Genomic DNA, 12,662 nt, shown 5'->3' on the forward strand with positions numbered 1-12,662 from the left:
GTAATTACATCATTACAAGATAATGAATTCAGTCTATGAGCGATTGAAGGAGGGATGGGTATGAGTAATGGGTATATTATTGCTCATGATATCGGAACAACGGGAAATAAAGCAACTTTATACAAGGCTGACGGAACGTTGGCTAATAGTACGCTCTATAAATATAAAACCTTCTATCCTAAAGCTGGATGGGCTGAACAAAACCCATCGGACTGGTGGGAAGCCGTTTGTGAAACAACAAAAATTTTGCTTGAGCAAAGTGGAGTGAAACGCGAAGAAATTTCTACCGTGAGTTTCAGCGGGCAAATGCTCGGCTGCTTGCTTGTAGATCGAGAGGGAACTCCTCTTGGTAATGCCATTATATGGGCAGATATGCGGGCGGCCGATCAGGCTCGGCGGTTTGAGAATGAAATAGGTATGAAAAGTGTTTATGAAATCACAGGACACCGCATTAGCTCATCATACTCTGGAGCAAAGATTAAATGGGTCAAGGAAAATGAGCCGGAACGCTTTAAAAAAGCATATAAAATCTTACAAGCGAAAGATTACCTTGTTTATAAACTAACAGGTATATTTGCAACCGATTATTCAGATGCATGCGGAACTAACTGTTTTGATTTAGTAAATAAAGTATGGTCTCATGAAATTTTAAATACATGGAGAATTGAGCCGGAGCTTTTTCCAGATTTGTATGCTTCCACTGACGTAGTAGGAGCAGTAACAGCTAAGGCAGCAGCCGAAACAGGCTTACTTCAAGGAACCCCTGTTGTAATAGGAGGAGGCGATGGAGTTTGTGCAGCAGCCGGCGTGGGCGTTATGGATGAAGGAGAAGCTTTTAATTACATTGGTTCTTCTTCATGGATTGCAACCGCATCAAACAAGCCTATTTTTGACCCTGAAATGAAAACGTATACATGGGTTCACCTTGATTCTACTAAATATTCTCCCAATGGAACAATGCAGTGCGGTGGAGGATCTATGCAATGGATTACAGAGTTGCTCTATCAAAATTCCAACAAAAGCTATGAACTTATGAATAGTGAAGCAGAGCAATCACCCCCCACTTCAAAAGGGCTGATTTATTTACCTTACTTAATGGGAGAACGCTCACCAAGGTGGAATCCAGATGCTAGGGGAGTTTTTGCTGGTTTGTCCATTACTCACACGAGAGGAGACATCGCTCGTTCCGTCATGGAAGGAGTAGCATATAACTTGAAAATTGTACTTGATACTTTTCAAAAAGAAGGAGCACCAATTGACTGTATGTGGGTGTTAGGCGGGGGAGCAAAAAGTACCTTATGGCGTCAAATTTTAGCTGATATCTACGGGCTTGATGTGTATGTACCTAGCTATTTAGATGAAGCAACATCCATGGGGGCAGCGATGGCTGGAGCCGTTGGAGTAGGAATCTTAGATAATTTTAAAGAGGCTAAAAAATGGGTGAAGAGAGTGGGTATTCACCATCCGCAGCCAGATATTCAAGAACAGTATCAAGAGTTTTTTTCCATATTTAATGAAACGTATGAACAGCTAAAGCCAGTTTATCAAAAGCTAAAAGTTTTTAATTAAAAATAGAGGAGATGCATGATAAATGAGTACATTATTTCAACCTTTTGCCACACAATTAGATTTTAAAACAGGTAAATTAAACCCAGAAGGAAAAGTCATTATTCGACATTTATCAGATATGAAAGGCATGTACTTAGACGATGGAGCATTTAAAAATCAACTGGAGAAAAATCCACTTATTTACGAGGTTTATAACGTAGTAGTTCCAGAGACAATGCCTCACATTCAGCATTGCGTAACTATTTTGTATCCAGGAAAAGTAGGAAAAGAGTATTTTATGACCAAGGGACATTATCATGAAGTGTTAGATAGAGCCGAAATTTATTTTTGCCTTAAAGGAAAAGGCGAGCTGCTAATGCAAACAAAAGATGGAGAGTTTTCTAGTCTAGAAATGGTGCCGGGAACAGTGGCATATGTGGCACCAGAATGGGCTCACCGCACGGTTAACACGGGAGATGAACCTTTTATATTTTTTGCAGCTTATCCAGGCGATGCAGGCCACGATTATGGAGGTATTGAAACAGAAGGATTTGTAAAAGCGTTAGTTGAAAAAAATGATAAGCCAACCTACATTGAAAACCCTCGCTATATGCAAGTAGCAAAATAAAAAAAGAGGAGAAAATCAAATGCTTAAAGTATTAATTACACCTCGATCATATGGAATGTTTACAGAAGACATTATGAATAAATGGCGTGAAGTGGGAGTTGAGGTCATAAGAGAGGTGGGGCCCATTTCCGAGCTGAGATTTATAGACCTTATACAAGATGTCCAAGCTTTAATTATAGGAACTGATCATCTTAGCGAAGAAATTTTAAACCATGCTCCGCAGCTTAAAATTATAGCAAAATATGGAGCTGGCATCGACAATATACCTAAAGAATATGCAGAAAAAAAAGGAATTATTGTAACGAATACCCCCGCTGTGAATAACGAAGCTGTTGCAGACTACGCATTTGGTTTAATGCTGTCTGTGGCCAGAAAAATTTCATTATCTTCTCAAAGGCTTAGAAAAGGACAGTGGACAAAAAACGTAGGGGTCGAACTTTATGGGAAAACGCTAGGTATTCTAGGCTTTGGTGCAATAGGAAAAGCTGTTGCTCGCCGTGCTATAGGGTTTCAAATGAATATACTTGTCTATGACGTTTTTCAAGATGAACAAGCAGCCGCTGAATATGGTGCAACCTACGTTCACATAGATGAGTTGTTAACACAAAGTGATGTTGTATCTGTTCATATGCCACTTTTGCCTGAAACAACAAACCTTTTAAACTATCAAATGATGAAGAAGATGAAGAAAGAGGCAATTCTCATCAATACCGCAAGAGGCGGAATCATAAATGAAACTGATCTTTTTCATATTTTAAAAGAAGAAAAAATACTAGGAGCGGGCATTGATGTATTTTCCGTTGAGCCTCCTACAGATTCTCCTTTGCTAGAGTTAGATAATGCTGTTTTAACCCCTCATAATGCAGCGGCCAGTAAAGAGGCAATCGAGCGTATGACATTGCAGTCAACGCATAGCGTTATTAAATTTTTTCAGCAAGAAATTTCAAAAGGGCAAGGAGGGAACCAGCATGTCACGCAAACGTGAAGTTATGAATGGTATTTGTAAAAGTAGTGTTGTGGCAGTTTTACGAGGTACAGAAGCGGAAGTGTTAACGACAGCTAGAGCTGCAATTGATGGCGGAATACAGGCAATCGAACTAACGATGACGGTTCCAAATGCAATTGACGTATTACGTCAATTAAAAAGTGAATGTGCCTCTCAGTCCGTTTACATAGGAATGGGGACCGTCATGGATGTTCATTCGGCGGTTAGTGCCCTTCAAGCAGGAGCAGATTTTGTTGTGACTCCTCACTTGGACATGGACATTATTGCGGTAAGCCATCAATATCAAGCTCTTGTTATGCCCGGAACTTTTACAATGACAGAAATGGTTACTGCGCTTAAAGCAGGGTGCGAAATCCTTAAATTATTCCCAGCAGACTTAGCAGGAACGGCTCATATTAAAAATGTAAAAGGGCCTTTGCCTCAAGCTAATATTATGCCTACTGGAGGCGTTAACGAAACAAATATTGAGCACTGGATTCAAGCGGGAGCAATCGCTGTAGGGGTAGGATCTAATTTAACAAAAGCAGGTGGGGATTCGCTTGACTCCCAAAAAATTCGTGAATATGCCTCTTTATTGATGCGTAAAGCGCAACAGGCTAAATTGACGCTTAGCGGTATTGGATAATGAAAAATTCAAGTTGTATACAAACTGTTTTAGGCTTTGTGGATTCAAACGAAATCATACATGTTCAACCGCATGAGCACCTTATGCTTGAAAAAGGTTATGCAGCGAGTACTAATTCAGATTTATGCATTGATAATGTCGATGTTACAGTAAGTGAAGTAAAGAAACTGCCTGCGCGCTCTCTTGTAGTGGACGCACAGCCGATCGGCGCGGGGCGCATGGCAATGGACCTGATACGAGTCTCTAAACGAACAGGTGTTCATATTGTTGCTTCGACAGGATTTCATAAATCCATGTTCTATTGGCGAGATCATTGGATCCATAATGAATCAGCAGAAATCCTTACAGCGCTTTTTGTTTCTGAAATCCAAAAAGGAATGTATGTAGGTAATGGAATAGAGAGGCCTACTAAAAAAGTTGATGCAAAGGCAGGGCTAATTAAAACAGCCGTCGATAAAAAGGGGTTAACTCCCTATTATCAAATGAAGTTTGAGGCAGCTGCCGAAGCGTCGCTTTTAACAAACGTTCCTATTATGGTTCATATTGAAAAAGAATCCGATCCGTTTGAAATTATTCAATTTTTGACGGATAAACAGGTAGCAGCTAAAAAAATAATTCTTTGTCATCTCGATCGTACTCATCATGACTACGGGTTGCATAAAGAAGTAGCAGCAACGGGTGTCTACCTTGAGTACGATACGATTGGACGGTTTAAATATCACAGCGACGATCAAGAAATTGAGTTAATTCACCACATGTTGAATAGCGGCTTTCAAGAATCTCTTTTAATTAGCCTGGATACAACCAGAGCGAGGCTGCAAGCATATGGGGGAGAAATAGGAATTGATTACTTAACTAAAACCTTTATTCCAAAGTTGAAAGTAAGTGGGATTTCAGATAAAACCATTAGTACCTTAGTTCTGGATAATCCGCTCGCAGCTTTAAGCGTTTAGAAAAATCAAGGAGGACACTATGTTAAATCTAGTAAATGCAACCAAACCAACCTTTTATTTTATTGGCGTTACAACAGGACAATCCTCTATCATGAAGCTATTTCCTTTATGGGCTAAATCTCTTTGTATCGATGCGGAGATTAAAGGAATTGATATTGATATTCATGCAAACCGTGAAGTGTACCGTGAAGTGGTAACTTTTTTAAAGAATGATCCTCTGTCGCTGGGGGCATTGGTCACAACACACAAAATTGATTTATATCATGCGGCAAAAGACCTGTTCGATGAGCTTGATCCTTATGCGCTGTTATTTGGAGAGTTATCAAGTATTTCCAAAAGAGACGGAAAGCTGATTGGACATGCTAAGGATCATATCTCTAGCGGGTTAGCCATGGAGGGTTTTCTTCCAAAAGATTATTGGAACAAACATAAGGGGGATGTCCTTATTATGGGAGCTGGCGGAAGTGCCATTGCTATTGCTTCAAACCTGATCCACGATGCAAAACGTAATGGCATGCCGTCTGCTATCTATGTGACAAACCGAAGTCAACCGAGGTTAGATTCAATGCAGAAAATTATCTCGGAAATGTCTACGGATGTACCTATTCAGTATCTTACAATAGACGAGCCATCTAAAAATGATAAAGTGTTATCTAAACTGAAGCCCTATTCTCTAGTCATTAATGCAACAGGGCTTGGAAAAGATCGACCAGGCTCTCCGCTAAGCAACGAGGCGCTATTTCCTCACAATAGTCTTGTGTGGGAACTGAATTATCGAGGGGATTTGTTGTTTATGCATCAAGCACTGTCGCAAAAAGATACGCAGTCATTATATGTTGAAGACGGATGGATTTATTTCATACATGGATGGACTCAGGTAATATCAGAAGTGTTCCAAATTCAACTAAACAATGAGCAATTTACTGAAATTGAAAGAATTTCAAGTGAGTTTAATCAATCAAAAGTAAGTGGGAAATAAGGGAGTGAGGAGGAAATGTTTCTCCTCTTCACTTACATAAAACAGAGATAACCAAAAATGAAAGCGTTAACAAAAAAGACTACAAAAAGGTGAAGGGTGTGCCTCTTATGAAGATTATACGCACAGAAAATTATGAGGAAATGAGTTACATGGCAGCTGTTGAAACGGCTAAATGTATAAAGGGGAATCCAGAGTTAGTATTGGGCCTTTCCACCGGAGGAACGCCTCTAGGCACGTATAAAAATTTAATTCAGTTATACGAGGAAGGAAAAGTAGATTTTTCAAATGTAACAACATTCAATTTAGATGAATACATCGGTTTGGAGCCAGAGCATTTCCAAAGTTACACGTACTATACATGGGAAAATTTTTTAAAGTACGTAAATATCAAAGCAGAGCAGGTGCATATTCCTTTAGGTATATTTGAGAACGAAGATCAAGCAGTGAAAGAATACAATGAGAAATTAATAAAAGCCAACGGGATTGACGTACAGATATTGGGAGTTGGAAGGAATGGGCACATTGGTTTCAACGAGCCTCAAGATTACTTGCATGGGGCTACACATATTGCTAAGTTAACCAAAGAAACGATACGAGACAACGCTAGATTTTTTTCAAATATAGAAGATGTCCCTAAAAAAGCAATAGCAATGGGAGTAGGAGACATTTTAAAAGCAAGACACATTATCTTTATCGCCAGTGGTCATGAAAAAGCAGAGGCTGTTTATCAAACGTTCCATGGACATATTACAACAAGATGTCCCTCTTCTCTTCTTCAGTTACATCCTAACGTCACAGTTATTGTAGACAAAGAAGCAGCCTCGTTACTTTAGATGTCAAGGAGTATTTTAACAGCATAGGTGAACACAGAAGCAAGTGGATTTGTAAAGAAATGATGAGTGATAATAGGGAGGCTTTACAATGAAACATAAAAATTTAGTTCAAATGCCTAATGGGTATCTTAATCGAACGCCTATCTTTCAATTTATTTTACTTTCTATTCTTTTCCCACTTTGGGGAGCAGCCGCGAGTTTAAATGATATTTTAATTGCTCAGTTTAAAAGTGTGTTTACTCTTAGCGACTTTGCAACGGCTTTTGTGCAAAGTGCTTTCTACGGAGGATATTTTTTAATTGCTATTCCAGCTTCGTTAATTATTAAAAAAACAAATTATAAGCTTGCTGTTATTACAGGACTAATCTTCTATATTATAGGTTGTTCACTGTTTTTTCCTGCTTCTCATATGGCTACCTATTTTATGTTTTTATGCGCAATTTTTGCAATCGCCATTGGTTTAGGTTTTCTTGAAACATCAGCTAATACGTATAGCTCCATGATGGGACCTAGGGAATCCGCAGTGCTACGCCTTAATATCAGTCAGACGTTTACACCTATCGGATCTCTTTTAGGAATTGTACTTGGTAAGTATTTAATCTTTCAAGAAGGGGAAAGTCTTGATAATCAGCTTGCTAAAATGAGCTCGGAAGAAGCACATATCTTTGGCCTTAAAATGTTACAGCATACGCTGCAGCCTTATAAATATATGATTTTAGTTCTTATTGCCGTACTGGTACTTTTTCTTATAACGAAATATCCTTCATGTAAAGCTCAAATAGAGAAGACCGAGGTAGGGCAAAAAAGCGAATTGATAAAAACGCTAAAGTATTTAGGGGGGAATTCGCGTTTTCGTAAAGGTATCATAGCCCAATTTCTATACGTAGGGATGCAGGTAGCTGTATGGTCATTTACCATCAGATTGGCCTTAGACCTTAATTCTGAAATTAATGAGCGAAGCGCATCAAATTTCATGATCTATAGTTTTATTGCTTTTTTTGTTGGGAAATTTGTAGCTAATCTATTGATGACACGTTTTTCAGCCAAGAAAGTGTTAGTTATCTATTCAATCATTGGTACGCTTTTACTTGCGTATACGTCGTTTGCATCCAGTACGATGGCTGTATATGCAGCTGTTGCTGTAAGCATGCTTTTTGGTCCATGTTGGGCAACAATCTATAGTGAAACCTTAGAAATAGTAGAAGAAAAACAGCATACGGAAGTCGCGGGAGCTATTCTAGTTATGGCTATTGTAGGAGGAGCTGTTATTCCTGCCGTTCAAGGACTTGTATCAGACTTAACAGGGTCGCTTCAACTCGCTTTTTTAGTTCCGACGGCATGTTTTATCTATGTAGGATACTATTTTTATAGTGGTGTAAACAAACGTGAGAAAGTAAAAAAACTAATGAATGAAGATCAAATTAATTCAGCTAAATAGAAATCGATTTTATAAACAAGGAATTTTACGTTTTTCATCGAATACAATGTAAATTGCCTTAAGTTAAAAAGAAAACTGCTTTGGAAGCAGTTTTCTTTTTTTACTTTAATTATTTATTACTATCTTTTTAAAAAAGGAAGGAATGTCCTGTGATTATAATTAAGTCTTTAAGTCAGTGTTCTTTTTCTGATGCGCTAGAAGCATTTAATAAGGGTTTTGAAGATTATTACATTCCGGTTGAGATGTCACTAGATCAATTCACTTGTAGATTTGGTTTCGATCAGCTATCTGTCGACCATTCTTTTATGGCTTTTTATAATAATACACCGGCTGGAATTATGTTAAATGGAATAAAAAAGGTCAAGGGAAAAAAACATGCTTGGAATGGAGGTACAAGCGTAGTCTTACCTTACCGGAAAATGGGAATTGGAGAAGCCTTACTAAAAGCTACACTTGAGAGATACGAGCAGCAAGGAGTAGTAGAAGCCAGTCTGGAAGCATTTAAAGTCAATGAAAAAGCCATTCACCTTTATCAGAAATACGGATATGAAATTGTAGATATGCTTTTATTTCTAAAGCATAGAGGTAGTTTTCCCGCTTCTTTACTTAAAAAGAAGAATCAGCTTGCGTATTCGTTAAAGAGAAAACTTGCAAAAGATATTCAGAACCTACCCTTTTATACATACGACGTTCCGTGGAAAAATCAATTTGACTGTATTCGTGATGGAGAATCGTTTATTGCGTTGAATGAAAAAAACGAAGAAGTGGGCTATCTGTTATTTCAAAAGAATTTTTCTTCCATAGGGATCGTGAATTCCGTTACTTTTTATCAAGGAAGCGTTAAGGAACATATCTCGAATTCAGAGGACATTCTGGGCTTTTTATTAGCAACCATTTTTAATATGTATGGACCAATTGCTTACAATACATATAATGTACCTGAAAAAAGAAATAGCTTACTCGTGAAAATGTTAAAATCATTTGGTTTCCAAGATTTATATACAGATGAAAGAATCAAACTTAAGCAGGTGTTTATGAAAAAACAACTTTAAAAAGCGGCCATGGGCCGCTTTTACTGCATTTCCGTAATTGGATGTGCATCATAAAATTCCTCGATTTTTTCTTGCTGTCCTTCGAATTTTTCTTTCCATACTTGTTTCACGTCATTATAATTCCCCAGATCTCTTCCGTAGAAGTCGGTTAACTCTTTTCGAGTAATGGTGATTGTCTGAGGAACAGTCGTATTAATAGTAAAGTGAACGCTGTCAGCATTTTGTACGGCAGAAAGTAAGATGGTTGCGTTATGTAAAAGTATGCGTTTAGTTTTCAAAGACGTCCAGCTTTTTTCAAACGTATGCTGATTATTTATTGCAGCGTAATTAATTGCTAAGTAGTAAGGTTTTTGCGTATCTTGAAAGGTTATACCTTTTAAATAAACGTGTCCTGGAAGCTTATTTGTAATTTCCTCTACTGAAGCCTCATGTTTTGAAGAAGAAGTATGTTGAATAGAAGAAGCAGAGACTCTTTTGGCAGACAGATTATTATGAGGCGCATAGGCACACCCTGATAGGCAAGTGAGCACTGTGCAAAGTGTAAGAGAAGCATATATTTTTTTCATAATGGTAACTCCTTTTGTTTATATCTACTTGTAAAGACGAAAGACCTATATATTTTGTTTCATACAAAATATAAGTTTATTCATTAAAAAGACATATAATCCAAAATAATAGAAGTTAATAACCCTAATGAAGCAATAAAACCAATAACAGGACCACCTTCTTCAAAAGCTTCTGGCAACATTGTAGAAGCAACCATTGCCACAATTCCACCACCGGCGAATGAGGCAATAAAGCCCATCATGTTTGGGGTAGCGTCTTGAAGAAATAGATATCCAATCCAAGAAAAAAGAGCTGATATAAAGAAGACAGAAAGCCATAATGAAAAAATTTTCTTTCGCTTGTATTGGCTTTTTAGTAGTCCGCTTGTCCCGGAGATTCCTTCCGGTATATTGCTGATAAAAATAGAAACAACAAGCAGCCAGCTAACGTGGTGCTGTTCAATCAAACTTGCGCCAATCATCAGTGACTCAGGTATAGCATCTATAATGGTACCAATAAAAATGGCTAGTCCTGAGCTAGCGGGGACTAGATGGTCTGAACGTTTTCTTTTGTGAGCGCCTCTTTTAGCTAAGGACATGTCAAGAAGAGTAAAAAGTGCTGCGCCTGTTAAGAATCCTAAAGAAGAAGCAATAATGCCTGCTTCTTTTACCGAATCTTGAATGAGCTCGTAAGCAGCAGCTCCTAACAAAACGCCCGTGCCAAAAGCCATAATATAAGCAGTCAACTGTTTTTTTAAAGGTACAAAAATGGCTATAATAGCTCCAATTAATACAGCTGAGCCTGAGACACCACCCCACATAAGGGCATCTATCACATGAGATCCCTACTTTCTTGCGTACTTATTTGTAGTGTAACCATCTATGCGATTATTATGAAACAAGATAAAAGAACTAAAAAAATGGAAAAGAATCACTGATTTAGACCTTAAATAAAATAAGTCTTCTGTATAATTGACAAAATTTTCTGATTATGTCCGTTGAAAGTGAAAAAACCTTGTGATAGTCTGATCAAAAGATATAAAGATGGAAAAAAATTCTTTCATCTGTAGAAGATTAAAAAACTTAACGAGGTTACTTTTAAACGAAAGAAGGAAGACGAGATGAACCCAAAAGCAGTGAAAAGAGAAAATCGTTATGCCAACTTAATTCCTATGCAAGAAATCACATCCGTCGAACAGCAGCTTTACCCATTTGACGTTTATAACAGTCTGCGTCAAGAGGCACCTATTCGTTACGATGAAAGCCGAAACTGCTGGGATGTATTTGATTATGAAACAGTAAAGTATATTTTAAAAAACCCGTCGCTTTTTTCATCCAAACGAGCAATGGAAGAACGCCAAGAAAGTATTCTAATGATGGACCCTCCAAAACATACAAAGTTACGAAATTTAGTAAACAAAGCTTTTACGCCAAGAGCTATTCAGCACTTGGAGGGTCATATTGAAGAGATTGCAGATTATTTATTAGATGAAGTAAGCAGCAAAAAAAAGTTTGATATAGTAGAAGACTTTGCTGGACCACTGCCGATTATTGTAATAGCAGAGCTGCTAGGAGTACCAATACAAGACCGAGCACTGTTTAAAAAGTACTCCGATGACTTAGTGAGCGGTGCCGAAAATAATTCAGACGAAGCTTTTGCGAAAATGATGCAAAAGCGTAATGAAGGCGTGCTTTTTTTGCAAGGGTATTTTAAAGAAATTATCGCCCAGCGTCAGAGAAAGAAACAAGAAGATCTGATTTCGCTGCTTTTAGAAGCAGAAATTGACGGCGAGCAATTAACAGAAGAGGAAGTACTGGGATTTTGTATCTTATTGTTAGTAGCAGGTAATGAGACAACAACAAACTTAATTACGAACGGAGTCCGGTATATGACAGAAGACTTAGACGTGCAGAATGAAGTTCGTCAAGACATATCGCTAGTTCCGAACCTAGTGGAAGAAACGCTTCGCTATTATCCTCCTATTCAAGCGATTGGACGCATAGCCGCTGAAGATGTAGAACTTGGAGAGTGTAAAATTAAAAAAGGGCAGCAGGTAATTAGCTGGGCAGCAAGTGCAAATAGAGATTCAGTTAAGTTTGAACGACCTGACACTTTTGTCGTGCATCGTAAAACAAATCCTCACGTGAGCTTTGGATTTGGCATCCATTTTTGCTTAGGAGCACCGCTAGCCAGAATGGAAGGGAAAATTGCCTTTACTAAGCTACTAGAAAAAGGGGAATTTTCCAAAGTTCAGAATCAGTCTTTAAAGCCAATAGACAGCCCTTTTGTTTTTGGCGTAAAAAAATATGAAATTGCTTTTAATAATGCTTAAAAAGCGAGCGCAAATGATGCGCTTGCTTTTTAGTGTTCAGTGTTCCATTTTTGTTCTTCTGAAGGAGACGTGTAGGTGTCCATTGAAGAGATAAGCTGTTTGGGAGTATCAGAAATGTTGATGAGACGGATAGCAGAATCTGTAGAAAACCCTTCATCTACGGCATGCTGAACCATTTGCATAAGCGGGTTGTAGTAGCCGTTCACATTTAATAACCCCACTGGTTTTTTATGTATGCCAATTTGAGCCCAGCAAAGAGCTTCAAACAATTCTTCAAACGTCCCAAAACCTCCAGGAAGTGCAATGTAACCATCAGCTAGCTCGTGCATAGTTGCCTTTCGCTCATGCATGCTCTCTACTTCGATGAGTTCTGTCAGCGCGGTATGAACAATTTCACCGCTAAACAAACCGCGGGGCATAATGCCGATGACTTCGCCTCCATGCTGAAGCATTTCATTTGCGACTTCTCCCATCAGTCCCATTCGTGAGCCTCCGTAAATCAGCCGGTAGTTTTTTTGGGCCATGTAGCGTCCTAGTGAGACGGCGGCCTCTTTATATTCTGTTTTTATTCCAGCGCTCGATCCTGCAAATACACAAATTGATTTCAATTGCTTCACTCCTTTGTTTCTTCTCTATATAAGTCTTTTCTGTTTATGGAGAACAAATTCCTTCTTAATAATTTATGAATTTTCACAATGTCATCGCTTGATTATTCTAAAAAC

General features: G+C 38.3%; 13 protein-coding genes. 10 read left to right on the forward strand and 3 right to left on the reverse strand.

Going from position 1 to position 12,662, the window contains the following annotated elements; translation table 11 throughout:
• Positions 1–60: 60 nt before the first annotated feature.
• The 9 genes from xylB to U9R83_RS10145 all read left to right on the forward strand — a co-directional run bounded on the left by xylB (position 61) and on the right by U9R83_RS10145 (position 9,062).
• Positions 61–1,569 (forward strand): xylulokinase, encoded by a 1,509-nt coding sequence (xylB, locus tag U9R83_RS10105; protein WP_014460386.1) that lies wholly within the window; start codon positions 61–63, stop codon positions 1,567–1,569.
• Between the two features lie 22 nt (positions 1,570–1,591).
• On the forward strand, positions 1,592–2,176 hold the full coding sequence (locus U9R83_RS10110) for a glucose-6-phosphate isomerase (RefSeq protein WP_014460385.1): 585 nt from the start codon (positions 1,592–1,594) through the stop codon (positions 2,174–2,176).
• A 19-nt stretch (positions 2,177–2,195) separates the two neighbouring features.
• Complete coding sequence (locus U9R83_RS10115; RefSeq protein WP_014460384.1) at positions 2,196–3,161, forward strand: phosphoglycerate dehydrogenase; 966 nt, start codon at positions 2,196–2,198, stop codon at positions 3,159–3,161.
• The gene (locus U9R83_RS10120; protein WP_014460383.1) at positions 3,145–3,807 is read left to right on the forward strand and encodes a bifunctional 4-hydroxy-2-oxoglutarate aldolase/2-dehydro-3-deoxy-phosphogluconate aldolase; all 663 of its coding nucleotides are present in this window, start codon (positions 3,145–3,147) and stop codon (positions 3,805–3,807) included. Before U9R83_RS10115 ends, U9R83_RS10120 begins: the two co-directional genes overlap by 17 nt.
• Positions 3,807–4,760, forward strand: a complete 954-nt coding sequence (locus U9R83_RS10125) for a phosphotriesterase family protein (protein ID WP_014460382.1) — start codon at positions 3,807–3,809, stop codon at positions 4,758–4,760. The genes U9R83_RS10120 and U9R83_RS10125 overlap by 1 nt, the downstream gene beginning before the upstream one ends.
• Before the next feature lie 19 nt (positions 4,761–4,779).
• Positions 4,780–5,739 carry a shikimate dehydrogenase family protein gene (locus tag U9R83_RS10130; protein ID WP_014460381.1) on the forward strand — a complete coding sequence of 320 codons (960 nt, stop codon included), beginning with the start codon at positions 4,780–4,782 and terminating at the stop codon, positions 5,737–5,739.
• 107 nt (positions 5,740–5,846) lie between these two features.
• Positions 5,847–6,572: a glucosamine-6-phosphate deaminase gene (nagB, locus tag U9R83_RS10135; RefSeq protein WP_042992535.1), complete on the forward strand. Its 726-nt coding sequence runs from the start codon at positions 5,847–5,849 to the stop codon at positions 6,570–6,572.
• A gap of 88 nt (positions 6,573–6,660) precedes the next feature.
• On the forward strand, positions 6,661–8,010 hold the full coding sequence (fucP, locus tag U9R83_RS10140) for an L-fucose:H+ symporter permease (protein WP_328575219.1): 1,350 nt from the start codon (positions 6,661–6,663) through the stop codon (positions 8,008–8,010).
• A 149-nt stretch (positions 8,011–8,159) separates the two neighbouring features.
• On the forward strand, positions 8,160–9,062 hold the full coding sequence (locus U9R83_RS10145; RefSeq protein WP_328575220.1) for a GNAT family N-acetyltransferase: 903 nt from the start codon (positions 8,160–8,162) through the stop codon (positions 9,060–9,062).
• 20 nt (positions 9,063–9,082) lie between these two features.
• Here the strand turns inward: U9R83_RS10145 and U9R83_RS10150 are convergent, their stop codons facing one another.
• Both U9R83_RS10150 and U9R83_RS10155 read right to left on the reverse strand, forming a co-directional pair.
• Complete coding sequence (locus U9R83_RS10150) at positions 9,083–9,628, reverse strand: DUF4825 domain-containing protein (protein WP_226701201.1); 546 nt, start codon at positions 9,626–9,628, stop codon at positions 9,083–9,085.
• A gap of 83 nt (positions 9,629–9,711) precedes the next feature.
• Positions 9,712–10,443 (reverse strand): ZIP family metal transporter, encoded by a 732-nt coding sequence (locus tag U9R83_RS10155; protein WP_014460376.1) that lies wholly within the window; start codon positions 10,441–10,443, stop codon positions 9,712–9,714.
• A 285-nt stretch (positions 10,444–10,728) separates the two neighbouring features.
• Between U9R83_RS10155 and U9R83_RS10160 the strand changes: the two genes are divergently transcribed.
• Positions 10,729–11,940, forward strand: coding sequence for a cytochrome P450 (locus U9R83_RS10160; protein WP_014460375.1), 1,212 nt, complete (start codon positions 10,729–10,731; stop codon positions 11,938–11,940).
• A 29-nt stretch (positions 11,941–11,969) separates the two neighbouring features.
• Here U9R83_RS10160 and U9R83_RS10165 read toward each other — a convergent pair whose 3' ends face one another.
• Positions 11,970–12,548, reverse strand: a complete 579-nt coding sequence (locus tag U9R83_RS10165; RefSeq protein WP_042992151.1) for a TIGR00730 family Rossman fold protein — start codon at positions 12,546–12,548, stop codon at positions 11,970–11,972.
• Positions 12,549–12,662: the final 114 nt, after the last annotated feature.

It is taken from the genome of Priestia sp. LL-8 (assembly GCF_036227845.1).
In the GTDB taxonomy this organism is placed as follows: Bacteria; Bacillota; Bacilli; order Bacillales; family Bacillaceae_H; genus Priestia; species Priestia zanthoxyli.

What these genes read in the sequence shown, in the direction of transcription:
- xylB (WP_014460386.1), top strand. Translation starts at nt 61, where the DNA reads ATGAGTAATGGGTATATTATTGCTCATGATATCGGAACAACGGGAAAT.
- U9R83_RS10110 (WP_014460385.1), top strand. Translation starts at nt 1,592, where the DNA reads ATGAGTACATTATTTCAACCTTTTGCCACACAATTAGATTTTAAAACA.
- U9R83_RS10115 (WP_014460384.1), top strand. Translation starts at nt 2,196, where the DNA reads ATGCTTAAAGTATTAATTACACCTCGATCATATGGAATGTTTACAGAA.
- U9R83_RS10120 (WP_014460383.1), top strand. Translation starts at nt 3,145, where the DNA reads ATGTCACGCAAACGTGAAGTTATGAATGGTATTTGTAAAAGTAGTGTT.
- U9R83_RS10125 (WP_014460382.1), top strand. Translation starts at nt 3,807, where the DNA reads ATGAAAAATTCAAGTTGTATACAAACTGTTTTAGGCTTTGTGGATTCA.
- U9R83_RS10130 (WP_014460381.1), top strand. Translation starts at nt 4,780, where the DNA reads ATGTTAAATCTAGTAAATGCAACCAAACCAACCTTTTATTTTATTGGC.
- nagB (WP_042992535.1), top strand. Translation starts at nt 5,847, where the DNA reads ATGAAGATTATACGCACAGAAAATTATGAGGAAATGAGTTACATGGCA.
- fucP (WP_328575219.1), top strand. Translation starts at nt 6,661, where the DNA reads ATGAAACATAAAAATTTAGTTCAAATGCCTAATGGGTATCTTAATCGA.
- U9R83_RS10150 (WP_226701201.1), bottom strand. Translation starts at nt 9,628, where the DNA reads ATGAAAAAAATATATGCTTCTCTTACACTTTGCACAGTGCTCACTTGC.
- U9R83_RS10160 (WP_014460375.1), top strand. Translation starts at nt 10,729, where the DNA reads ATGAACCCAAAAGCAGTGAAAAGAGAAAATCGTTATGCCAACTTAATT.